This window comes from Massilia sp. DD77, assembly GCF_036961685.1.
In the GTDB taxonomy this organism is placed as follows: Bacteria; Pseudomonadota; Gammaproteobacteria; order Burkholderiales; family Burkholderiaceae_D; genus Telluria.
The window spans coordinates 1-23584 of sequence record NZ_JBAMDH010000028.1; the positions used below are offsets into that span (position 1 = coordinate 1).

24 protein-coding genes are annotated in these 23584 nt (G+C 65.0%); 16 read left to right on the forward strand and 8 right to left on the reverse strand.

Going from position 1 to position 23584, the window contains the following annotated elements; genetic code table 11:
• Positions 1-192 precede the first annotated feature (192 nt).
• From V7778_RS17210 to V7778_RS17260, 11 genes are all read left to right on the forward strand, one after another.
• On the forward strand, positions 193-1692 hold the full coding sequence (locus V7778_RS17210) for a B12-binding domain-containing radical SAM protein (protein ID WP_335557482.1): 1500 nt from the start codon (positions 193-195) through the stop codon (positions 1690-1692).
• A gap of 54 nt (positions 1693-1746) precedes the next feature.
• A complete protein-coding gene (locus V7778_RS17215; protein WP_335557484.1) occupies positions 1747-2880 on the forward strand; it encodes an MlaE family ABC transporter permease in 1134 nt (377 codons plus the stop codon).
• Entirely contained in the window at positions 2880-3731 is an 852-nt protein-coding gene (locus V7778_RS17220; RefSeq protein ID WP_335557486.1) for an ABC transporter ATP-binding protein, read from the forward strand. Before V7778_RS17215 ends, V7778_RS17220 begins: the two co-directional genes overlap by 1 nt.
• A 1-nt stretch (position 3732) precedes the next feature.
• Positions 3733-4680 carry an MlaD family protein gene (locus V7778_RS17225; protein ID WP_335557488.1) on the forward strand — a complete coding sequence of 316 codons (948 nt, stop codon included), beginning with the start codon at positions 3733-3735 and terminating at the stop codon, positions 4678-4680.
• Positions 4681-4688: 8 nt separating this feature from the next.
• On the forward strand, positions 4689-5321 hold the full coding sequence (locus V7778_RS17230; protein ID WP_335557490.1) for an ABC-type transport auxiliary lipoprotein family protein: 633 nt from the start codon (positions 4689-4691) through the stop codon (positions 5319-5321).
• The gene (locus V7778_RS17235) at positions 5318-6445 is read left to right on the forward strand and encodes a VanZ family protein (RefSeq protein ID WP_335557492.1); all 1128 of its coding nucleotides are present in this window, start codon (positions 5318-5320) and stop codon (positions 6443-6445) included. Before V7778_RS17230 ends, V7778_RS17235 begins: the two co-directional genes overlap by 4 nt.
• 51 nt (positions 6446-6496) lie before the next feature.
• Positions 6497-6823: a (2Fe-2S) ferredoxin domain-containing protein gene (locus V7778_RS17240; RefSeq protein ID WP_211522539.1), complete on the forward strand. Its 327-nt coding sequence runs from the start codon at positions 6497-6499 to the stop codon at positions 6821-6823.
• A gap of 22 nt (positions 6824-6845) precedes the next feature.
• Positions 6846-7469: an alpha/beta hydrolase gene (locus V7778_RS17245; protein ID WP_335557494.1), complete on the forward strand. Its 624-nt coding sequence runs from the start codon at positions 6846-6848 to the stop codon at positions 7467-7469.
• Between the two features lie 103 nt (positions 7470-7572).
• Positions 7573-8718 carry a D-alanyl-D-alanine carboxypeptidase family protein gene (locus tag V7778_RS17250; protein ID WP_335557496.1) on the forward strand — a complete coding sequence of 382 codons (1146 nt, stop codon included), beginning with the start codon at positions 7573-7575 and terminating at the stop codon, positions 8716-8718.
• Between the two features lie 256 nt (positions 8719-8974).
• Positions 8975-9901, forward strand: coding sequence for an aldo/keto reductase (locus tag V7778_RS17255; RefSeq protein WP_335557498.1), 927 nt, complete (start codon positions 8975-8977; stop codon positions 9899-9901).
• A gap of 1 nt (position 9902) precedes the next feature.
• Positions 9903-10214, forward strand: coding sequence for a metal-sensitive transcriptional regulator (locus V7778_RS17260; protein ID WP_335557500.1), 312 nt, complete (start codon positions 9903-9905; stop codon positions 10212-10214).
• 4 nt (positions 10215-10218) lie between these two features.
• Here V7778_RS17260 and pssA read toward each other — a convergent pair whose 3' ends face one another.
• Positions 10219-10998, reverse strand: coding sequence for a CDP-diacylglycerol--serine O-phosphatidyltransferase (gene pssA / locus V7778_RS17265; RefSeq protein ID WP_211520918.1), 780 nt, complete (start codon positions 10996-10998; stop codon positions 10219-10221).
• A 142-nt stretch (positions 10999-11140) separates the two neighbouring features.
• On the opposite strand from pssA, the gene V7778_RS17270 reads away from it, so the two are divergent.
• Together V7778_RS17270 and V7778_RS17275 are read left to right on the forward strand one after the other, a co-directional pair.
• Positions 11141-12118 carry a CAP domain-containing protein gene (locus tag V7778_RS17270; protein ID WP_335557502.1) on the forward strand — a complete coding sequence of 326 codons (978 nt, stop codon included), beginning with the start codon at positions 11141-11143 and terminating at the stop codon, positions 12116-12118.
• Positions 12118-12726, forward strand: coding sequence for an Hpt domain-containing protein (locus tag V7778_RS17275; RefSeq protein ID WP_335557504.1), 609 nt, complete (start codon positions 12118-12120; stop codon positions 12724-12726). The genes V7778_RS17270 and V7778_RS17275 overlap by 1 nt, the downstream gene beginning before the upstream one ends.
• 21 nt (positions 12727-12747) lie before the next feature.
• Here the strand turns inward: V7778_RS17275 and V7778_RS17280 are convergent, their stop codons facing one another.
• The 7 genes from V7778_RS17280 to rpmH form a co-directional block, all read right to left on the reverse strand.
• Positions 12748-12966 carry a hypothetical protein gene (locus tag V7778_RS17280; RefSeq protein ID WP_211520958.1) on the reverse strand — a complete coding sequence of 73 codons (219 nt, stop codon included), beginning with the start codon at positions 12964-12966 and terminating at the stop codon, positions 12748-12750.
• A 179-nt stretch (positions 12967-13145) separates the two neighbouring features.
• Positions 13146-13721: a DUF1439 domain-containing protein gene (locus tag V7778_RS17285; RefSeq protein ID WP_335557507.1), complete on the reverse strand. Its 576-nt coding sequence runs from the start codon at positions 13719-13721 to the stop codon at positions 13146-13148.
• A 53-nt stretch (positions 13722-13774) separates the two neighbouring features.
• Positions 13775-15154: a tRNA uridine-5-carboxymethylaminomethyl(34) synthesis GTPase MnmE gene (gene mnmE / locus V7778_RS17290; RefSeq protein WP_335557508.1), complete on the reverse strand. Its 1380-nt coding sequence runs from the start codon at positions 15152-15154 to the stop codon at positions 13775-13777.
• A gap of 253 nt (positions 15155-15407) precedes the next feature.
• Positions 15408-17075 carry a membrane protein insertase YidC gene (gene yidC / locus V7778_RS17295; RefSeq protein ID WP_335557510.1) on the reverse strand — a complete coding sequence of 556 codons (1668 nt, stop codon included), beginning with the start codon at positions 17073-17075 and terminating at the stop codon, positions 15408-15410.
• 11 nt (positions 17076-17086) lie between these two features.
• Positions 17087-17347 carry a membrane protein insertion efficiency factor YidD gene (gene yidD / locus V7778_RS17300; RefSeq protein ID WP_335557512.1) on the reverse strand — a complete coding sequence of 87 codons (261 nt, stop codon included), beginning with the start codon at positions 17345-17347 and terminating at the stop codon, positions 17087-17089.
• The gene (gene rnpA / locus V7778_RS17305; RefSeq protein WP_335557514.1) at positions 17344-17751 is read right to left on the reverse strand and encodes a ribonuclease P protein component; all 408 of its coding nucleotides are present in this window, start codon (positions 17749-17751) and stop codon (positions 17344-17346) included. Before rnpA ends, yidD begins: the two co-directional genes overlap by 4 nt.
• Before the next feature lie 31 nt (positions 17752-17782).
• Positions 17783-17920, reverse strand: coding sequence for a 50S ribosomal protein L34 (rpmH, locus tag V7778_RS17310; protein ID WP_078035393.1), 138 nt, complete (start codon positions 17918-17920; stop codon positions 17783-17785).
• Positions 17921-18284: 364 nt separating this feature from the next.
• Here rpmH and dnaA point away from each other — a divergent pair, with 364 nt between their 5' ends.
• The 3 genes from dnaA (at position 18285) to gyrB (ending at position 23572) form a co-directional block, all read left to right on the forward strand.
• Positions 18285-19688: a chromosomal replication initiator protein DnaA gene (dnaA, locus tag V7778_RS17315; protein WP_211520924.1), complete on the forward strand. Its 1404-nt coding sequence runs from the start codon at positions 18285-18287 to the stop codon at positions 19686-19688.
• A 97-nt stretch (positions 19689-19785) separates the two neighbouring features.
• Complete coding sequence (gene dnaN, locus V7778_RS17320; protein ID WP_335557517.1) at positions 19786-20892, forward strand: DNA polymerase III subunit beta; 1107 nt, start codon at positions 19786-19788, stop codon at positions 20890-20892.
• Positions 20893-21070: 178 nt separating this feature from the next.
• A complete protein-coding gene (gene gyrB / locus V7778_RS17325; protein WP_442920736.1) occupies positions 21071-23572 on the forward strand; it encodes a DNA topoisomerase (ATP-hydrolyzing) subunit B in 2502 nt (833 codons plus the stop codon).
• Positions 23573-23584 lie beyond the last annotated feature (12 nt).

The window sequence follows — 23584 nt, forward strand, 5'->3', positions numbered from 1 at the left end:
TGTTCTGTACTGCCTTGCTGCACTTGCGAATCGTTGTGTTCGTCAGCAGCAGAGGAGTGAGATTATGGGGGAGCGGCTGATCCGCGTCAACCCCATTTTTTGCGCAAGCGCACAATTTTAGCCCGCCCTAGACATATCGGCCGCGCCGACGGGCGGCGTACAATCTCTCCTTTCACCGACCCGCCCCGCATCATGACGATCCTGCTCTCCACCCTCAATGCGCGCTACACGCACGCGTCGCTCGGCCTGCGCTACCTCCTGGCAAACATGGGCGAACTGCAGGCGCAGACGCGGATCCAGGAATTCGTCATCGGCGCCAAGACCACCGACCTGGTCGAACGCCTCCTGGCCCACCAGCCGCGGATCGTCGGTTTCGGCGTCTATATATGGAACGTCGAGGAAACGACCAGGCTGGTCGCCATGCTCAAGCGCGTGGCGCCCCAGCTCACCATCGTGCTGGGCGGCCCGGAAGTCTCCTACGAAACCGGCGAACAGGAGATCGCCCGCCTGGCCGACTACGTCGTCACCGGCTGGGGAGACGTCAGCTTCCCCAAGCTGTGCAAGGAGATCCTGAACGGCCCCAAGCCCCTGATGAAGGTGCACGCCGGGGTCCAGCCGCCGATGGGCGACATCGTCTTGCCCTACTCCTTATATGACGAGGACGACATCGCCCACCGCACCCTGTATGTGGAAGCCTCGCGCGGCTGCCCGTTCAAGTGCGAGTTCTGCCTGTCCTCCCTGGACAAGACGGCCTGGCCCTTCCCGCTCGCGTCCTTCCTGGCCGAGCTGGAGTCGCTGTACGCACGCGGCGCGCGCCTGTTCAAGTTTGTCGACCGCACCTTCAACCTGAACGTCAGGACCAGCCTGCAGATCATGCAGTTCTTCCTCGATAAGATCGAGGCCAACCCGACTGATCCGGTCTACGCCCACTTCGAGCTGGTGCCCGACCACTTGCCGGAAGCGCTGAAGGAGACCATTGCCAAATTCCCGCCGGGCGCGCTGCAGTTCGAGATCGGCATCCAGAGCTTCAATCCCGAGGTCCAGGCATTGGTGAGCCGGCGCCAGAACAACGAGAAGGCGGCCGACAACATCCGCTGGCTGTGCGAGCACTCGACCGCCCACCTGCACGTGGACCTGATCGCCGGCCTGCCGGGGGAGGACGTGGCCAGTTTCGCGCGCGGCTTCGACCAGCTGGTGGGCCTGGGCGCGCAGGAGATCCAGTTCGGCATCCTCAAGCGCCTGCGCGGCACGCCGATCATCCGCCACACCGAAGCCTTCGGCATGGTCTACGATCCCTATCCGCCCTACACGGTGCTGGCGACGAACAAGGTGGACTTCCCCACCATGCAGCGCCTGGTGCGCTTTGCCCGCTACTGGGACCTGGTGGCCAACTCGGGCCGCTTCGCCAACACCACCCGTGCGATGCTGGCCGATGCGCCCTTCGAGCACTTCATGGCCTTTTCGGATTGGATCTATACGAAAACGGACGCCACCCACCGCATCGCCCTGGACCGCCTGGCCAAGCTGGTGCAGGAATGGCTGCAGCTGCGCGGCATGGATCGCGCGGAGGCGGCCGCCCTGCTCGCCAGCGACTATGCCGGCAAGGCCGACAAGCCCGCGCCAAAGGCGAGCGAAGCCGCTCACGCGGCCGCCGTCGCCCCGCAGCGCCAGGTGCGCCACCTGGCCGCATGACACGGTAGAGGATCGTCGCTGGCGGCGCAAACGATTCTCTTTTACACTGCGACAATGCAGATTGAAAATGCGCCAACATTAACTATCCAGCATTCCGCCTCTGGAGCGGGTCAATCTGTCGTGGCGAACGGGGTCTGGCAGGTGCATGCGCTATCGCGGCGCGGCACCCTGAAAGGCATCACGCGCCAGCTGGCCACCCTGAAAGACAAGGGCGCCTGCGACTGGGACCTGTCCGGCATCGAAAGCCTGGACCACATCGGCGCCCAGATGTTCTGGAACGCCTGGCACAAGAAGCGCCCGCCCCACCTGAAGCTCGACCCGCGCCAGGAAGACCTGTTCGCGCGCATCGAGAAGGCGAGCAGCATCAAGCTGGCGCGCCACCGGGTCAGTCCCCTGCACTGGATCATCACGCTGGGCGGCGGCATCCTGAATTTCTTCGAGCACCTGCGCGCCTTCGTGGGCCTGATCGGGGTCGTGGTCCAGGACCTGGGACGCTTCGTGCGCCGCCCGCAGACCGGTCCCTGGCGCGAGATCTCGGCCAACATCTATCATTCCGGCTTCCAGGCGCTCGGCATCACCGCGATGGTGGGCTTCCTGATCGGGATCGTGCTGTCGTATTTATCCTCGCAGCAGCTGCGCATGTTCGGCGGCGACATCTACCTGGTCAACATCCTCGGCATGGCCGTGATCCGCGAGCTCGGCCCCATGCTGGCCGCGATCCTGGTGGCCGGCCGCTCCGGCTCCTCGATCACGGCGCAGCTGGGCGTGATGCGGGTGACGGAGGAACTCGACGCCATGCTGGTGATGGGCATCTCGCATGGCTACCGCCTGATCATGCCCAAGGTGATCGCGCTGGCGATCTCGATGCCGCTGCTGGTGGTGTGGACCGACGCCATGGCCCTGATCGGCGGCATGGTCTCGGCCAAGATCGAATTGAACCTGTCCTTCCGCTACTTCATCCAGAAGCTGCCGGACGCCGTCCCCTACGTGAACTACACCATCGGCCTGCTCAAGGGCGTGACCTTCGGCGTGCTGATCGCGCTGATCGCCTGCCATTTCGGGCTGCGCATCAAGGCCAACACCGAAAGCCTGGGACGCGGCACCACCACCTCGGTGGTCACCGCGATCACGGTGGTGATCCTGGCGGACGCGGTGTACGCGATCATCTTCAGCGGAGTGGGGTTCTGATGCCGAATACCCATCGCGGCCCCCAGCGCCTCAACATGCGCCCCGAGGAGGAAGTCGGCGCCCCGGTGGTCCAGATCCGCAAGCTGTGGACGCGCTTCGGTCGCACCGTGGTGCACCAGGACCTGAATCTCGATATTTACGCGGGCGAGATCCTGACCATCGTCGGCGGCTCGGGCACCGGCAAGACCGTGCTGCTGCGCCAGATGCTGGGCCTGGAGCGCCCTTCGGAGGGCACGGTGCACGTGTTCGGCGAGGACATCAGCGCGGCCGAGCCGGAAGACCTGCAGCGCATGCGCAACCACTGGGGCATGCTGTTCCAGCAGGGCGCGCTGTATTCGGCCCTGACCGTGTTCGACAACATCGCCCTGCCGATGCGCGAGCTGCGCGCCCTGCCCGAGGACGTGATCCGCGACGCGGTGCTGCTCAAGATGGACATGGTGGGCCTCGGCCCCGAGCACGCCAACAAGATGCCGTCCGATTTGTCGGGCGGGATGGTCAAGCGCGCCGCGCTGGCGCGCGCCCTCGCGCTGGAACCTCAGTTATTGTTCCTGGATGAGCCCACCGCAGGCCTCGACCCCGATTTGTCGGATGCCTTCGTGGCCCTGATCCAGACCCTGCACCGCGAGCTCAAGCTCACGGTGGTGATGGTCACCCACGACCTCGACACCTTGTTCGCCCTGTCCTCGCGCATCGCGGTGCTGGCCGAAAAACACGTGCTTGCGGTCGGTCCGTCGTGCGACGTGCTGCGCGTCGACCATCCGTTCATCAAACACTTTTTCCTGGGCCCGCGCGGCCAGCGGGCGCTGGAAGTGCTCGAAGAGCGCCAGGCCCAGAACGATTCGGAGACTTGATATGGAAAACAGGTCATATGCCCTGATGACCGGCGTGTTCACGATCGCACTGTTGATCGCAACGGTGCTGGTGGGCCTTTGGCTCAATCGCGACAAGACCGATTTCGTTCCCTACGAGATCGTCACCACCCAGTCGATCCCCGGACTCAACCCGCAGGCCACGGTACGCTACCGCGGCCTGGAAGTGGGCCGCGTCGACGAGATCGTGTTCGACCCGCGCGTCACCGGCCAGATCCTGATCCGCCTCTCGGTGGACGAGAATTCGCCGGTCACCACCACCACCTTCGCCACCCTGGGCTACCAGGGCGTGACCGGGATCGCCTTCATCCAGCTCGACGACGACCGCACCGGCTCGCCGCGCCTCAAGACCGGCGCCGACCGGACCGCGCGCATCCCGCTGCGTCCGGGCCTGCTCGACATGCTCGAAAAGCGCGGCCTGGCGATCCTGGAAAAGACCGAGCAGATCACCGACAGCCTCTCCAAGATGGTGGGCCCGGAAAACCAGCAGACCATCATCGGAGCGTTCGACAGCATCGGCAAAGCCGCCGACGCCTATGCCGCGATTCCGCAGAAGCTGGAGCCGACCATCGAGCGCCTGCCGCAGCTATCCGCCAAGCTGGAGCGCAGCCTGGACTCCTTCGACACCGTCGCCGGCAGCGCCAACAGCATGATCAAGAACTACGACCAGCTGGCCATCCGCCTGCAGTCGCCGGACGGCCCGGTCGAGCGCCTGAACACGGCCATCGGCTCGCTGCAGGCCGCCACCAGCGAGTTGGAACTGGAAACCCTGCCGCACGTGGTGCAGATGACCGACGAAGCGCGCCTGTCGCTGCGCGCCGTGCGCCGCACCGCCAATTCGCTGTCCGAGCGCCCGCAAAGCATCCTGTTCGGCGCGCCGGGCGAGCAGCCCGGCCCGGGCGAGCCCGGCTTCGCGCCCCCGACCAAATGAGGACCATCTTGAACGCACAATTGAGCGCACAGCGCCTCCTGCCTCTCCTTGCCTGCGCCGCCATCCTGGCCGGCTGCGCCAGCAGCAAGAACTCGACGCCGTCGACCGTGTTCGACTTCGGTCCCGCCCTGCCCGCCGCCCAGGCCGCGGCAGCGCCGCCGGCCCTGCCCGCCATCGTCGTGATGGACGCCACCGGCGCCGCCATCCTCGACAACGAGCGCATGTACTACCGCCTGAATTATGCCGACGCCCTGCAGGCGCGCACCTATGCCAACAGCCGCTGGAGCGGCAACCCGCTGTCCCTGGTGACCCAGCGCATCAAGGCGCGCCTGTCGCAGTCGGGCATGAAGGTGCTGTCCGCCACCGACGCCTCGACCGGCGTGCCGATCCTGCGCATGGAAGTCGACGAGCTGATGCACAGCTTCTCGGGCGTGGCGCAGAGCGAAGGCCGGCTGGTGCTGCGCGCCTCCGTGTTCAACGAGCACCGCCTGGTCGATCAGCGCACGTTCTCGCGCACGACGCCGGCCGGCAGCGCCGATGCCGCAGGCGGCGCGCGGGCGCTGGCCGAGAGCCTGGACGCCAGCGCGGCCGACATCCAGGCCTGGCTGGCGACCCTGGCGCCGCAGACCGTGCGCAAATGACCGAGCCGGATGTCGCGGGCCGCCCGCGCGGCTCGCCGATCTCGCGCGCCACGCTGCTGGCCTTCCTGCTGCTGATCGTCTACGCCAGCTGGTATCCGTTTTCCGGCTGGCGCGACAGCGGCGTGCCGCCCTTCGCCTTCCTGAACCTGGTCAAGCAGCGCTACTGGACCGGCTTCGACGTTACCGTCAACATCGTCGGCTACATCCCCTTCGGCATCCTGCTGGTGCTGTCGCTCTACCCGCGCATCCGCGGCGTCTGGGCGGTGCTGGTGGCGGCCCTGGCCGGTGTGCTGGTGTCGGGCGCGATGGAGGCGGTGCAGAGCTACCTGCCCAGCCGCGTGCCCTCGAACCTCGACTTCCTCACCAATGCCGGCGGCTGCCTGATCGGCGCCATCCTGGGCGCCCTGTGGGCGCCGGTGCTGCTCGACCGCAGCCGCCTGTTCCAGCTGCGGCGGCGCTGGTTCGCCCCGCACGCCAGCCAGGGCCTGGTGCTGGTGGCCTTGTGGCCGCTCGCCCAGATCTACCCGCAGAGCTACCTGTTCGGCCACGGCCAGGTGCTTCCCGTCATCTCTGGCTGGCTGTCGAAGTGGCTGGACGAGGACATCGACCTGGTCGCCAGGCTGCGTCCCGGCGCCATCATGAGCGTGGAGCAGTACTGGCTGTCCGAGACCATCATCACCGCCTGCGGCATGACGGGGGCGGCGCTGACTCTGATGTGCCTGGTGCGCCGGGGCGCGCCGCGCTTTTCGCTGATGCTGGCCCTGCTGGCGGCGGCCCTGGTGGTGAAATCGCTGGCCAGCTCGCTGCTGTTCCGGCCCGATAACGCCTTCGTGTGGGTGACGCCGGGTGCGGAAGGTGGTTTCCTGATCGGCCTGATCATGCTGTCGGGCCTGGTGTTCGCGCCCCAGGTGGCCCAGCGCCGGCTGGCCGTGGTCACGCTGGTGCTCAGCCTCATCGTCGTCAATACGATCCCAGTCAACCCGTATTTCTCCTCGACCCTGCAGGGCTGGGTGCAGGGCAAATTCCTGAACTTTAACGGGGCGGCCCAGTTCCTTGCCCTGATGTGGCCGTTTTTCGCGCTCTGGTTCCTGCTGCTGCCCTCGCATAAACTCAATCGCCAGTGACAAGGGTTATCATTGCGCTTTGGCGCGCACCATCTTTTCGACGAGAACACCATGACGGACGACAAACAGTTTTATCAGTACCACGTGTTTTTCTGCATGAACGAGCGCGAAGGCAAGGATGCACGCCAGAGCTGCGGCAAGTGCGGCGCCGAGAAGGCGCAAAAGCATGCCAAGAAGCGCATCAAGGAACTGAACCTGAGCGGTGAAGGCAAGGTGCGCATCAACCAGTCCGGCTGCCTCGACCGCTGCGAGGAAGGCCCGGTGGTGGTGGTCTATCCCGAGGGCACCTGGTACACCTATGTGGACAATGCCGACATCGACGACATCATCGACCAGCACCTCATCGGCGGCAAGCCGGTCGAGCGCCTGAAGATTTAATCCAGATTTGACAAGAAGGACAATGAATATCCATTCGCACAAGTTCACCCTGGACGGCCACGCCGGCAAGATGCAATGCCTGCTCGACCTGCCCGATAGCGAACCGCGCGGCATCGCGCTGGTGGCCCATCCGCACCCGCTGTACGGCGGCACCATGGAAAACAAGGTGGCCCAGACCCTGGCGCGCACCTTCGTCAACATGGGCTATGCCGCGGCGCGCTTCAATTTCCGCGGCGTGGGCGAGTCCGAGGGCGTGCACGATGACGGCAAGGGCGAAGTGGACGACATGGCCATCATGTACGCGCACATGCGCGAACGCTACCCGGACCTGCCGGTGACCCTGACCGGCTTCTCTTTCGGCACCTTCGTGCAGGCCCAGTTCCAGCAGCGATTGACTGCCGAAGGCCGCCCGGCCGAGCGCCTGGTGCTGGTCGGCACCGCGGCCGGCAAGTGGCCGATGCCCCCCGTGCCCCAGGACACCATCCTGATCCACGGCGAACTTGACGATACGATCACCTTGCAGGAAGTGTACGACTGGGCGCGCCCGCTGGACATCCCGGTGATCGTGATCCCGGGCGCCGACCATTTTTTCCACCGCAAGCTCGGGCATATTAAAAATCTCGTTGCACAAATGTGGCGGCGGTGAACATTTCGGCGTAACACTGTCCTATAATGTTTGACTTCTCTTGAGGCAATGCTCTGAAGCATTGTCTTGCGCTTTACCACCTACTGATTGACGACACACTCCCATGAAAAAACTGTTCGCGGCCTTTGCCGCCAGCCTGGTGATGGTTTCGGCCAGCGCGCAAACCGTGCCGGCCCCGGCGATCGCCGCCAAATCGTGGCTGCTGCTCGATGCGACGAGCGGCCAGGTCATCGCTTCGCAGGATCAAGCTGCGCGCATCGAACCGGCCTCGCTCACCAAGATCATGACTGCCTATGTGAGCTTCGCCGCGATCCGCGACAAGCGCCTGGCGCTGAACCAGATGGTGACCGTTTCGACCCGCGCCTGGAAGGTCGACAACTCCAGTTCGAAGATGTTCATCGATCCGGCCACCCCGGTCTCGGTGAACGACCTGCTGCATGGCCTGATGGTCCAGTCGGGCAATGACGCGGCCGTGGCGCTGGCCGAAGCCGTGGCGGGCGACGAGGGCACCTTCGTCACCCTGATGAACCGCGAAGCCCAGCGCATGGGCCTGAAGAACACCCGCTTCGCCAACCCGCACGGCCTGCCGGACGCGAACAACTATTCGACCGCGCAAGACCTGGCGACCCTGGCCGCCGCCGTGATCCGCGACTTCCCCGAGTTCTACAAGATCGATTCGGTCAAGCAGTTCACGTATAACAAGATCACCCAGCAGAACCGCAACCGCCTGCTGTGGCTGGACCCGACCGTGGACGGCATGAAGACCGGCCATACCAATTCCTCGGGCTATAGCATGATCGCCTCGGCGCGCCGCCCGAACGGCACCACCGGCCAGCGCCGCCTGATCTCGGTCGTGCTGGGCACCAGCTCGGACGCCGTGCGTACCCAGGAAAGCCAGAAGCTGCTGAACTGGGGCTTCCAGAACTTCGACACCGTCAAGCTGTACGCCAAGGGGCAAGCGATCTCGACTCCGGAAGTGTGGAAGGGTTCGCAATCGACCGTGAAAATCGGCTTCACCCGCGACGTGCTTGTGACCGTGCCGAAGGGCGTGGCTGGCAAGCTCAAGCCGGTGCTGGAGCGTAAGGATCCGCTGGTCGCGCCGCTGGCCCTGAATGGCCAGGTGGGCACGCTCAAGATGATGGCGGACGGGAAGCCGCTGCTGGTGCTGCCGGTGGTGGCGCTGGAAGAAGTGGGCGAGGCCAGCATCTTTGGCCGTGCGTGGGATTCGATGCGGCTCTGGCTGAAGTAATTCTTTGTCATTGCTGATGAAAGCCCGTCCGTGCGTGAAGCCGGGCGGGCTTTTTCTTTTCGTGGCTACTCGACGGACTTGGGTCCCCGCCTTCGCGGGGATGACGTTCGGAGGGCGCGGGCCAACAAAGCTTATCGCAGTACGCGCCGTGTAAATGTCATCCCCGCGAAGGCGGGGATCCAAGTTTGCTTGCGCAGCCAACAACATTTCCCCCTCCCGCTATAATCGAGCATCCCGCCACACGAAGGATCGCACGATGACCGCCCAGCTCCCCGCCGACCTGCACTGCCCCCGCATCACCACCCGCGAAGGCGGCCCGGAACTGTCGCGCATCGTGGCCGGCATGTGGCGCATGACGGAATGGGACATGACGGTCGAGCAGCGCGTGGGCTTTATCGAGCAGTGCGTCGCCTTGGGTGTGACCACCTTCGACCACGCCGATATCTACGGCGGCTACGGCGTCGAGGGCCTGTTCGGCGAAGCCCTGCGCGCCCAGCCCTCGCTGCGCGACCGCATCGAGCTGGTGAGCAAGTGCGGCATCAAGCTGATCTCGTCCGCGCGCCCGGAACACACGATCCAGCACTACGACACCAGCGCGGCGCACATCGTCGCGTCCGCCGAGGAATCCCTGCGCCAGCTGCACACCGACCGCCTCGACCTGCTCCTGATCCACCGCCCGGACCCGCTGATGGACTTCGACGAGATCGCCGACGCCTTCACCCGCCTGAAGCAAGGCGGGAAGGTGCTGCACTTCGGCGTGTCGAACTTCACGCGCCACCAGTTCGAATGCCTGAACCGCCGCATCCCGCTGGCCACCAACCAGGTCGAATTCTCGCCGCTGTTCACGGCGCCGATGTTCGACGAGACCTTCGACGGCCTGCAAGACCTGGGCATCGCCCCGATGGCCTGGTCGCCGCTGGGCGGCGGGCGCCTGTTCAATGCGGGCGACGCCGGCGCCGAGAACCTGCGCCTGGTGATCAAGGAAGTCGCCGACCGCCTGCGCCAGCCCTTCGCCAGCGTGGTGTTCGCGTGGATCATGCAGCTGCCGAGCCGGCCGATCCCGCTGACCGGCACCGGGCGCCTGGAAGCGATCGGGGTGGCGGTGGCCGGCGCCGGCTTTACCCTGGCGCGCGAGGACTGGTTCCGCATCCTGCGCGCGGCGCGCGGCCACGAGGTGGCCTGAGATGGCGGAAGGCCAGCTGAAGATCGTGGAAGGCCGGGCCCTGAGCGCCCAGCAGAAGAAGGACCTGCTCAATCGCCTGGCCCGCATCGAAGGCCAGCTGCGCGGCGTGCAGAAGCTGATCGCGCTGGCCGACGCGCCCTCGGATTGCGATGCGGTCGCCCAGCAGATGGCGGCGGCGCGCAAGGCCCTGGACCGCTCCTTCGTCCAGCTGCTCACGGCCTCCATCCTGACCCAGACCGGCGACGCGGCCGACCTCGAGGAAGCACGCGCGCGAGCCGCCCACCTGGCGGCGATGCTGGATAAATTTGCGTAAACGCTTAGTCTTCGTAGACTTTCGGCGGAGCCACCCCGGTCCAGCCGGTCTTCCAGCCGATGTTCAGCAGCAGGGTGGCGCACACGTACAGCAGGAAGAACAGCACGAAGAAGCGCGTCTGCAGCAGCGCCAGCAGCACCGCGCACACGGCCAGCAGGCCGATCATCACCTTGCCTTTCGGGTGCTTGGAGCTGGGGAAGCGGATGGTCGACACCATCAGCGCGCCCACCGCCACCATCAGGCCCGCGATCAGGAAGGCCTGGGTCATCGAGGTGGCCGGATCGGGCCAGGCCACCACCACCGAGGCCACGCAGGCCGCGCCGGCGGTGATCGGCATGCCGACGAAATAACGCGGGTCGGTGCGCCCATGGCTGATATTGAAACGCGCCAGGCGCAGCGCGCCGCAGGTGACGAACACGAAGCAGGCCAGGCCGCCCATGCGCACCAGGGTCGGATGCGCGACGCTCATCTGGGCAAAGCCGTAGCAGTACAGCAGCAGGCCCGGGGCGCAGCCGAAGTTCATCACGTCGGCGATCGAATCGAGCTGCACCCCGAAGCTGGACTGGGTATTGGTGGCGCGCGCCACGAAGCCGTCGAGCGCGTCGAACACGCCGGCCAGCACCAGCAGGATCGCGGCCAGGCGGTAGTCCGCCGGATTGCCGATATGCGCATTGTCGACCGAAATCACGATGCTGCCGAAACCGCAGGCGATCGAGAGCAGGGTCACGAAACTGGGCAGGGCGAACTTGGCGCGCGCGAGGCGCTGCTGGCGGGTGGGGTTCAAGTTAGTGGCTCGGCAAGAGGATTGATGCCTTATTCTACAGGGAGCAAAATAAGATTGTGGCGCAGACGCAGACACCCCGTCACAAAGGATGGATTTGCCCTAGAATGTGGCATCGTTGCTGTGTATTGACGGGAGTTGCAAGATGAGCTATGTGCCTCGCTGGCGGACAATTGTTTCGGCATTGGGCGCCGCCTTGGCCCTGGCCGCGTGCGGCGGTGGGGGCAGCGACGGCCCCGCGGCGGCCACGCCTTCCGCGACCGGCTCCGTCGCGCCACCCTCGGGAGGCACGGCCATCCCGCCGGCGGCGGATGCCTCCGCGCCCAGCCTGAGCGGTAACATCGCCTCCGACGGGCGCAACTGGATCAACTACCGCCGCGCCCAGGCCGGCGTGCCGGCCGTGACCGAGAACGCCCAGATCAACGCCGCGGCGCTGGGCCACTCCGAGTACCTGCGCGTCAATAACCTCATGAGCCACGACCAGGTGCCCGGCCGCCAGGGCTTCACCGGCGCCACGCTGACGGACCGCCTGGCCGCGGCCGGCTATACCCTGCCCGCCAACGGCGGCTATGCCTACGGCGAGATCATCTCGGGCACCACCAACCGCTCGGGCTTCTACATGGCCGAGGAACTGATCACCGCGATCTACCACCGCTTCGTGATGTTCGAACCGATGTTCAAGGAAATCGGCACCGGCGCGGCCACCTCCGCGAGCGGCTACAACTACTTCACCGCGGACTTCGGCGCGCGCGGCGGCTATGGCACCGGCATCGCGCGCGGCACCGTGGTGACCTGGCCCTTCAACGGCCAGGCCCAGGTGACGCCCAACTTCTACAGCGACACCGAGGCGCCGGATCCGGTCCCGAGCCAGAACGAAGTGGGCTACCCGATCAGCGTGCACACCAACCTCGATACCTCGCTCACGGTGCAAAGCTTCACCGTGCGTCCGCGCGGCGGCGCCAACCTGACGACCCAGCGGGTCGACCCGGCCGGCGGCCAGAAGACCGCCGCCGCCATCGTCCCTCTACAGCCGCTGAAAGGCGGTACGACCTATGAGGTCAGCTTCTCCGGCGCCGTCAACGGCACGCCGGTGACGCGCGAGTGGGCGTTTACGACGCGCTGATGCTGGAAACCCGCCCACGACAGGATAGGCTGGAAGCCCCGGCCCAGGCGCTCGACCTGGCGGCCGGCCTCGAACGGGTCATGGGCGACCGCGCCATGCACCTGCGGGTGCTCGGGCGCTTCCGCACCGACTACCGCGATACCATCCCGCGCCTGCGCCAGGCGCTGCTGGCGGGCGACACGGTGCTGGCCCAGCGCATCACCCATACCCTCAAGGGCGCCGCCGCCATGATCGAGGCGCGCAGGCTGCGCCAGCTGGCGCTCGACACCGAACACGCCGTGCGCGCACAAGGCGGCGCGGGCGCCGTCCCGACCGGCGAACTCGAAGCGGAACTGGCGCGTGTGCTGGCCGAGGTGGACGCGGCGCTGGCGGCGCCGCATGCGGCCACCGGCCTCCACGGCGGCGGCGCGGCCAGCAACGGCGAACTGGCCAGCCTGCGCGCCATGCTCGACCTCGGCGACGGCGCCGCCCCTGCCCTGCTCGAAGCACGCCGCGGCGCCTTCCTCGCGACCCTGGGCGCGGAACGCATGCGCCGGCTCGACGCCGCGGTCAGCAGCTTCGACTTCGAACAGGCACTGGCGGTACTGGAAGAAAAAGGCGGGAACTGAAGCGTCCGCGCGCTGAACGCTTCAGCGCGTGTACTCGGCTTCCTCGTCGAAGGAATCGGCGCAGGTCTTGCCGCAGAATCGGCGCACGCTGTCGAGCGGTTTCTCGCAGTACCAGCACGATCCCTTGGCGGGAAGGCTTTGCCGGGAGGGCGCGGCGGCATGGACTACCCCGGCCACTGCGGCCATGGGCGGCTCAGCGGGCAGCCCGTTGTCCGGAAAACTCTCGTGTGTCGTTTCCAAGATCCACCCCCTAACACGGCTGCCTGAAGTCTAAAAAGATTACTTCGGCGGAATACCGTGTGCATGAGAAAGCTCAATCAGCCGGACACAGTGTGCGCCCAATGCCGAAGCTGCGCAATCCTGTGCTTATCGACAGGCTTGGTTTTGAGCATCATCGCAACAGCTTCCCTGGAACGTGCTCAGCGCGCCGGTTCGAGCGTGACCAGCAGGCCGCGCCGCGTCGTCTGGATGCGGGTCGGCACGAACTGCACGCCGGCATAGCGCAAGTCGTCCATGTTGAAGGAATAGACAGGGATGTCGCGCGCCAGCATGCCGATCATGCCGTTGGCGACGTTCGCGACCTGGCGCTCCGCCAGGCCGCTGCCGGCGCCGAAATCGAGGCGTTCCACGCGCGGCTCGGCCATCATCACCGCCGAGCGGCCGGGATCGACGAACAGGCGCCCGGAAAACGCCAGGCTGCCGTTCCAGGACTGGCCCGTGAAAGGCGGGCTGACCGAGGCGTCGAGCGCCAGCGCGACGCGGTCGAGCTCGGGCTGGAGCGAGAGCATCGGGCGAGACAGGCGGACGTTGAGCACGTCCAGCATGCGGTTATCGAGCGGGAAGCGGCGCTCCAGGCCGGCCTGCAGCTTGTGCAGGGGCAGCTCGACCTGGCGCGGCCCGGCCAGGTTGGCGCAGGAAGCCAGCATGCCGGACAGGGCCAGCATGCCGGCCAGGCGCAAGACGGTTCGGCGGGGAAAAGCGGGGGCCTGCGGCATCGTGGCGGTTCTCCTTGTCGGCATGCGGCAAGCCTAGCACGATTGCCGGGGACTCATTTTCCGATACAGAAGCGGCTGAAGATCACGCCCAGCAAATCGTCCGGCGTGAACTGGCCGGTAATGCTGGAGAGCTGGTCCTGGGCCAGGCGCAGCTCCTCGGCGAACAGGTCGAGCGACTGGTCGTCCTGCATCGCGTGCTGGCGTGCGAACTCCAGGTGCTCGCGCGCGGCGCGCAGGGCGATCAGGTGGCGTTCGCGCGCCAGGTAGAGCGATTCGCCGGTCTGCTGCCAGCCGGCGATGCGCAGCAGCTCGGCGCGCAGCAACTCGATGCCGATCTTCTCGTGGGCCGACAGGTACACGTGGGTGGCGTCCGCGCCTTCTTCCTTCGAGGGCTTGTGGCCCGACAGGTCGATCTTGTTCCAGATGCGCACCACCGGCACGCCCTGCGGGAAAGCGGCCACGATTTCCTCGTCGGCCTTGCTCGGCCCCAGGCTGGCGTCCAGCAGGTGCAGGATCACGTCGGCCTTGCCCACTTCGCCCCAGGTGCGCTCGATGCCGATCGCCTCCACCACGTCCACGCCTTCGTCGAGCGCGCGGATGCCGGCGGTGTCGATGATGTTCAGCGGGATGCCTTCGATCTGGATGGTCTCGCTCACCTTGTCGCGGGTGGTGCCGGCGATCGGGGTCACGATGGCCACGTCGGCGCCGGCCAGGGCGTTCAGCAGCGAGGATTTACCCACGTTCGGCTGTCCCACCAGCACCACGTTCAGGCCTTCGCGCAGCAGGGCTCCTTGCGCCGCCTGGCGGAATACGTTCTCGAGTGCCTCGATGATGCCGGCCAGCTGGCCGCGCGCGTTGGATTTCTCGAGGAAGTCGATTTCTTCTTCCGGGAAGTCGAGGGTGGCTTCGACCAGCATGCGGAGGTTGATGGTCTGGTCGACCAGCTTGTGCACCACCTGCGAGAAGGCGCCGGACAGCGACTGCGAGGCCGACTTGGCGGCAGCTTCGGTGGATGCGTCGATCAGGTCGGCCACGGCTTCGGCCTGGGCGAGGTCGAGCTTGTCGTTCAGGAAGGCGCGGCGGGTGAATTCGCCCGGTTCGGCCAGGCGCAGGCCGTGTTCGGCGCCCGCCTCCAATACGCGTTGGAGCAGCATCTGCAGCACGATGGGACCGCCGTGGCCTTGCAGTTCGAGCACGTCTTCGCCGGTATAGGAATGTGGGCCCTTGAAGTAGAGGGCGATGCCCTGGTCGATCACGGCGCCGCCGGCATCCTTGAAGGGGATGTAGGTGGCATGGCGCGGGGCGAGTTTGGTGCCGGGGAACAGGGCGTCGATCAGCGCGGCCAGCGACTTGCCGGAAGCGCGCACGACGCCGATGCCGCCGCGGCCGGGGGCGGTGGCGATGGCGGCGATGGGGGAGGTGTCGAGTTTCATGGGGGGATTGTAAAGGATACGGGTGCGAGCGGGCTGCGGGGGTATGCGGCAAACTTGGGCGGAACAATGCCAGTGGCATTGTTCCGGCCTTCGCCGGAACGACGGGCTGAGGGTGCGGGCCGATAGCAGGTCCGTCATCCCGCTACTCATGAACGTCATCCCGGCGAAGGCCGGGATCCAAGTTTTCCCGCTCAGTGAAAACGCATAAAAAAACCCGCGCATCGCGCGGGTTTTTCACGACCAGGCGAACAACTTACTTCGCCGTCTCGTACTTCTTGGTAATCACCCACTGCTGCGCGATCGACAGGATGTTGTTGACCACCCAGTACAGCACCAGTCCCGACGGGAAGAAGAAGAAGATGACCGAGAACGCCAGCGGCATGAACAGCATCATCTTCGCCTGCACCGGATCGGTCGGCTGCGGGTTGAGCTTGGTGGTGATGTACATCGACACCGCGTACAGGATCGGCAGGATGAAGTACGGGTCCGGCTGGGTCAGGTCGGTGATCCAGCCCACCCACGGCGCACCGCGCATCTCGACCGACGCCTGCAGCACCCAGTACAGGGCGAAGAACACCGGCATCTGCACCAGGATCGGCAGGCAGCCGCCCAGCGGATTGATCTTCTCGGTCTTGTACAGCTCCATGGTGGCCTGCTGCATCTTCATCGGGTCGTTCTTGTAGCGCTCGCGGATCGCCTGCATCTTCGGCGTCACCACGCGCATCTTCGCCATGCTGCGGTAGCCGGCGGCCGACAGCGGGAAGAAGGCCAGCTTGATCAGGATGGTCAGGGCCACGATGGTCCAGCCCCAATTGCCCAGCAGCGAATGCAGCTGGTCCATCACCCAGAAGATCGGCTTGGCGATCACGGTCAGCATGCCGTAGTCCTTTACCAGCTCCAGGCCCGGGGCGATGGTTTCCAGGGTCTTCTCGTCCTGCGGACCCGAGTACAGGCGGGTGTCGGTCGACACGGTCGCACCCGGCGCCACGCTGCCCAGCGACTGGACGGTGCCGATCGCGTACAGGTTGGTGGCGATCTTCTTGGTGTAGATGTCGCGCTGGACCTTGTCGGCCGGGATGAAGGCCGAGACGAAGAAGTGCTGCGAGATCGCGACCCAGCCGTTGTCGGCCTTGGCCGAGTGCTCGGCCTTGTTCTTCTCGATTTCCTCGAAGGTCAGCTTCTGGTACTTGTCGGCGTCGGTGTACAGGGTCGGGCCGGTATAGCTCGACATGAACCACGAATCGTTGGCCGGCGCGTTGCCGTCATGCTGGAGCTGCAGGTAGAGCGAAGGCTGGACCGGCGCGGCGCTGACGTTGGTCACGTCGTGGCGGATGCCGATCACGTAGTCGCCCTTGCGGAAGGTGAAGGTCTTGGTCAGGCGCACGCCGCCCTGCTCCGCATCCATCACCAGCTGGACCTGGTTGCCGCCATTCAGGCTGCGCACGCCCGGACGGACGGTGTACACGGTGTTATGGTTCGGCAGCACGCCCGCCGGGCTGTTGCCGATCAGGCCGGTCTGGCCGAGGTAGACGTTGTTGCCGCTGACGTCGAACAGGACCTGGTTCCGGGTCTTGTCGGTATGGTCCGGATAGTGCAACAGTTCCAGGCGCTTGATGACGCCGCCGGCGCTGTCGATGTTGACCTTCACCACGTCGGTGGTGATGGTGACGATCTGGCTGACCGGGGCGGCGGGCGCGGCCGGAGCGGCGCCTGCGACGGCGGGTGCGCCAGGCACGGCGGTGCTGCCCGGCTGGGCGGCGACCGGCACATCGGACGGCTTGGCCGGCTGCTGGGCGACCTTGGCCGGCGGCGCCGGCGAGAACAGCGACTGCTTACCGTTGGCCACCATCCAGTTGTTCCAGAGAACAATCAGGGAAATGGCGAACACGATCCACAGGATGGTACGTTTATTGAGTTCCATTGGGGGTCTAGTCAGGAATGATGACAGCCTTTGGGGGCTGAGGAAGAATCCTTGGTGCGCGCGGGCGGCACCAGGTCGACGCCACCCGCATTCCACGGATGGCAGCGGCACACGCGGTGCGCGGCCAGCAGCGAACCGCGCGCGGCGCCATGGGTGCGCAGCGCTTCGATCGCGTAATTCGAGCAGGTCGGGTAGAAACGGCATTTCTGCCCGAGCATCGGGGACAGCAGCAGCTGGTAGCCGCGGAGCAACCAGACAAGCAGCGTCTTCATGATGAAGGCTGGGCAGGGTTGCCGGCGCCGCGGCGCGGGCGCTGCGAAGCGAACAGGCGCGCCAGCTCGGCGCGCAGCTCGGCCTTGAGGGCGCGCGTGGTGGCGGGGCCGTCCTTGCTGTTGACCGGGCGCGACAGGCGCACGATGCAATCGACCGCCTGGAGTTCGCTGCTGCGGAACAGTTCGCGCGTGACGCGCTTGATCGTGTTGCGCGTTACCGCGCGCGGGGCGAAACGCTTGGCCGCAACGACGCCCAGCCGCGCATGCGGCAGCGTGGTCGGGCGGGTATAGAGCACGAAATGCGCGGATTTTTGTGTCGGCCGCAAACGAAAAACGGATGAAAATTCATCCGTTTTAACGATGCGCCGAGCGCGCGCGAAGTCGTGTGAACCTTCGCCTGTCATGGCCAACCGCGTCGCTCTGCGGCGTGCTGGCTTAGACGACTGCCAGGCGCTTGCGGCCCTTGGCGCGGCGGGCGTTCAGAACCTGACGGCCACCACGGGTAGCCATACGTGCGCGGAAGCCGTGCGTGCGCTTGCGACGAACGACGGAAGGTTGGTAAGTACGTTTCATGGTGGTCTCGCTTAAAGCAAAAGAAATTGCAAAATCGGGTCTGACGTCTCGTCGTCAGGATTCGGCGCCAATGACAGTTCGCAGATGTTAAGCCAGCGTCAGCCACAGCAAATACTCTTAGCCCGGACTATCCGCTGTTATGGACAGCTTGACAGGGTGCACGGGCGGGGAACCCTGAATTAGACCCTAGTTCCAGCCCAGCTGTCAAGGCAGCTGTTGTTTCGTGGATCACTCTCGGCCCCGCGCCGGGCTTCCCCAAAGGTGCTCCGCCAAGCCCCCATCTAGTTGAAAATAGTCGATACAACCTGTGGATAACTACGGAAGAGACAGGTAAAATAGCGTGTTACGTATCAATTAGCGAAGTATGGAAAACTTTTGGCAGACCTGTTCCGCGCAGCTGGAGCTCGAATTGACGCCCCAGCAATACAGTGCGTGGATCAAACCGCTGGTCGCCCTCGACTACGAAGACGGCAAGCTGCGCATCGCCGCGCCCAACCGCTTCAAGCTCGACTGGGTGAAGACGCAGTTCGCCACGCGCATCACCGAGCTCGCCGCCCAGTACTGGGAAGCGCCGGTCGAGGTGCAGTTCGTGCTCGACCCGAAGACCAATCCGGCCCGCAAGCCGGCGGCGCCGATCGCCCCTACTTCCGATGGCGCGGCGCCGGGCACCGGCCTGCTGCGCCCTGCTCCGGTCGGCCAGGAGAACCAGACCCAGAACCTGAACATCGCCAACTCGCCCAAGCGCGAGCAAAGCCGGATCAACACCGAGCTGACCTTTGACAGCTTCGTGACCGGTAAGGCCAACCAGCTGGCGCGCGCCGCTGCGATCCAGGTCGCCAACAACCCGGGCATCTCGTACAACCCGCTGTTCTTCTACGGCGGCGTGGGCCTGGGTAAAACCCACCTGATCCATGCGATCGGCAACCAGGTCATGGCCGACCAGCCGGGCGCGCGCATCCGCTACATCCACGCCGAGCAGTACGTGCGCGACGTCGTCACCGCCTACCAGCGCAAGGGCTTCGACGACTTCAAGCACTATTACCACTCGCTCGACATGCTCCTGATCGACGATATTCAGTTCTTTGGCGGCAAGAGCCGCACGCAGGAAGAATTCTTCTATGCGTTCGAAGCGCTGATCGCGGCCAAGAAGCAGATCATCATCACCTCGGATACCTATCCGAAGGAAATCACGGGCATGGACGACCGCCTGATCTCGCGCTTCGACTCGGGCCTGACGGTGGCGATCGAGCCGCCGGAACTCGAGATGCGCGTGGCGATCCTGCTCAAGAAGGCGCAGTCCGAGGGCGTGACCCTGAACGACGACGTGGCCTTCTTCGTGGCCAAGCACCTGCGCTCCAACGTGCGCGAACTCGAAGGCGCGCTGCGCAAGATCCTGGCCTACTCGCGCTTCCACGGCAAGGACATCACCATCGACGTGGTGAAGGAAGCCCTGAAGGACCTGCTCTCGGTGCAGAACCGCCAGATCTCGGTGGAGAACATCCAGAAGACGGTCGCGGACTTCTTCAACATCAAGGTCGCGGACATGTACTCCAAGCGCCGTCCGGCGAATATCGCCCGGCCGCGCCAGATCGCCATGTACCTGGCCAAGGAACTGACGCAGAAGAGCCTGCCGGAGATCGGCGAGCTGTTCGGCGGCCGCGACCACACCACCGTGCTGCATGCGGTGCGCAAGATCGCCCAGGACCGCCAGAAGAACGCGGAATGCAACCACGAGCTGCACGTGCTGGAACAAACCCTCAAAGGGTAGAACGCCTCCCTGGCCCGGGGTTTGTGTTTAAACCGGGCAATGGCAAAATAGTGCAATAGCAATAAATTACCAAAAACAACTCACATCGAGGATAACTATGCAATTGGTCAAATCCACCCGAGATACGCTTCTCCGGCCACTGCAGATCGTGAGCGGTATTGTCGAGCGTCGGCACACTATGCCGATTCTGGCCAATATCCTCATTCGCAAGAACGGCGAAAGCGTGTCCTTCCTGTCGACCGACACCGAAGTCCAGATCACCACGCTGGCCAACATCGGTTCGGGCGACGAGGTGACGGGCACGACCGTGGCTGCACGCAAGCTGCTCGACATCCTGCGCGCGCTGCCGGAATCGGGCGACGTGACCATGACCCTGCAGAACAAGCGCCTGGCCGTCCAGAGCGGCAAGTCGCGCTTCGCCCTGCAAACCCTGGCGGCCGAGGAATTCCCGACCGTCTCGGTGGCCGACAGCTACAACGCCTCGGTGACCCTGCCGCAGAAGACCCTGAAGCACCTGTTCAACATGGTGCATTTCTCGATGGCCCAGCAGGACATCCGCTATTACCTGAACGGCCTGCTGCTGGTACTGGACGGCAACAACATCATCGCCGTGGCCACCGACGGCCACCGCCTGGCCTTCTGCCAGGTGGAGTCGGAGCAGACCTTCGAGCGCCAGGAAGTGATCATCCCGCGCAAGACCATCATCGAACTGCAGCGCCTGCTGGAAGAAAGCGACGAGGAAGTGCGCCTGGATATCGCGGCGTCGCAGGTCAAGCTGACCTTCGCCGACATCGAGCTGGTCTCGAAGCTGGTCGAGGGCAAGTTCCCTGACTACACCCGCGTGATTCCGAAGGGCTACAAGAACGACTTCACGATCAGCCGCGACGAGCTGCTGCGTTCGCTGCAGCGCGCCGCGATCATGACCAGCGACAAGTTCAAGGGTGTGCGCTGCATCATCACCCCGGGCAGCATGAAGATCAGCTCGACCAATGCCGATCAGGAAGAGGCGGTGGAAGAACTCGAGATCGACTACGGCGGCGACGCGATCGATATCGGCTTCAACGTCACCTACCTGCTCGACGTGCTGAACAACCTGAAGTGCGACCAGGTGAACATCGCCCTGGGCGACTCGAACTCGTCGGCGCTGATTTCGATTCCCGACAATGGCGACTTCAAGTATGTCGTCATGCCGATGCGTATTTAAGCGCTGATAGGAACCGGTCTCGACGAATAGTAATTACCGTCATCCCCGCGCAGGCGGGGACCCAAGTTTCGCCGAGTAGCAAACGAACTTGGGTTCCCGCCTACGCGGGAATGACGGTTCAAGCTGTAGCGCTCACGAAGACTGCAGCTTGAATCACCCGTTTTATAGAAAGCAGTCCATGTCCGAGAATACCCAAGCACAAATGTCCTCCGCCCCGCAGGGCGATGAATACGGCGCCTCCTCGATCCAGATCCTGGAAGGCCTGGAAGCGGTCCGCAAGCGTCCGGGCATGTACATTGGCGACACCTCGGACGGCACCGGTTTGCACCACCTCGTGTTCGAGGTGCTGGACAACTCGATCGACGAGGCGCTGGCCGGTTTCTGCTCCGAGATCCACGTCACCATCCACTCCGACAACTCGATCTCCATCACCGACAACGGCCGCGGCATCCCGACCGGCATCAAGATGGACGACAAGCACGAGCCGAAGCGCTCGGCGACCGAGATCGCCCTGACCGAGCTGCACGCCGGCGGCAAGTTCAACCAGAACGCCTATAAGGTGTCGGGCGGCCTGCACGGCGTTGGCGTGTCTTGCGTGAACGCGCTGTCGAAACTGCTGCGCGTGACCGTGCGCCAGAACGGCAAGGTCCACCAGCTGGAATTCTCGCGCGGCGTGCCGATGGACCGCCTGATCGAGGTCGTCGACGGCGTCGAAGTGTCCCCGATGAAGGTCATCGGCGAGACCGACAAGCGCGGCACCGAAGTGCATTTCTGGGCCGACGAGGAAATCTTCACCACGGTCGAGTTCCACTACGAGATCCTGTCGAAGCGCATCCGCGAGCTGTCCTTCCTGAACAACGGCGTCAACATCAAGCTGAGCGACCAGCGCAGCGGCAAGGAAGAAGTGTTCGCCTTCGAAGGCGGCACCCGCGGCTTCGTGGAGTACATCAACAAGGCCAAGACCGTCCTCCACCCGACCGTGTTCCAGGCGACCGGCGACCGCCTGTCGGACCAGGGCACGAACATCTCGGTGGACGTGTCGATGCAGTGGAACGACGCCTACAACGAGCAGGTGCTGTGCTTCACCAACAACATCCCGCAGCGCGACGGCGGCACCCACCTGACCGGCCTGCGCGCGGCGATGACGCGCGTGATCAACAAGTACATCGACGAGAACGACTTCGCCAAGAAGGCCAAGGTCGAGATCTCGGGCGACGACATGCGCGAAGGCCTGACCTGCGTGCTGTCGGTGAAGGTGCCCGAGCCGAAGTTCTCGTCGCAGACCAAGGACAAGCTGGTGTCGTCGGAAGTGCGCGGCCCGGTCGAAGAGATCGTGGCCAAGACCCTGACCGACTTCCTGATGGAGAAGCCGAACGACGCCAAGATCATCTGCGGCAAGATCGTCGAAGCGGCGCGTGCGCGCGAAGCGGCGCGCAAGGCGCGCGACCTGACCCGCCGCAAGGGCGTGATGGACGGCCTGGGCCTGTCCTCGAAGCTGGCCGACTGCCAGGAACGCGACCCGGCGCTGGCCGAACTCTACATCGTCGAGGGTGACTCGGCAGGCGGCTCGGCCAAGCAGGGCCGCGACCGTAAATTCCAGGCCATCCTGCCGCTGCGCGGCAAGGTGCTGAACGTGGAAAAGGCGCGCTTCGAGAAGATGCTGTCGTCGGAGCAGATCACCACCCTGATCGCGACCCTCGGCACCTCGATCGGCCCGGACGAATTCAACGTCGACAAGCTGCGCTACCACCGCATCATCATCATGACCGACGCGGACGTCGACGGCGCCCACATCCGTACCCTGCTGCTGACCCTGTTCTACCGCCAGATGCCGCAACTGGTCGAGCGCGGCCACATCTACATCGCGCAGCCGCCGCTGTACAAGGTCAAGGCCGGCCGCGACGAGCGCTACCTGAAGGACGACACCGAGGAAGCCAGCTACATGATGACGGTGGCGCTGAACGGCGCCTCCCTGATCCCGCGCGACGGCGCCGAGCCGATCAACGGCGAAGCCCTGGGCGAACTGGTGCGCCAGTACAACCTGGCCAACGCCATCATGATGCGTCTGACCCGCGTTATCGACCGCGCCGCGCTGACCGCCATCATGAGCGGCGTCACGCTGGACATGAGCTCGGCGGAAAACGCCGAGGCCTCCGCCCGCGCAATGGAAGCGGCGATCAAGGACCCGGCCGTCAAGGTCGTGGTGCGTTCGGACGAATTGTCCGAGAAGTACTCGCTGCGCATCGAGCGTATGCGCCACGGTAACGTGAACGTGACCGCCATCGACGCCGACTTCGTGCAGAGCAACGACTACGCCGTGCTGGCCAATGCCGCAGCGACCTTCCAGGGCCTGATGGGCGAAGGCGCCATCATGCGCCGCGGCGAAGGCGAGAAGATGAAGGAATTTGCGGTGCGCGAGTTCCACGAGGCGATGATCTGGCTGCGCGAAGAAGCCGAGCGCGGCGTGAGCAAGCAGCGCTACAAGGGTCTGGGCGAGATGAATCCGGAACAGCTGTGGGAAACCACGATGGATCCGACCGTGCGCCGCCTGCTCAAGGTACAGATCGAGGACGCCATCGCGGCGGACCAGATCTTCACCACCCTGATGGGGGACGAGGTGGAACCGCGTCGTAACTTCATCGAGAGTAATGCGCTGCAGGCGGGGAACATCGACGTCTGATCAGCATTTAAA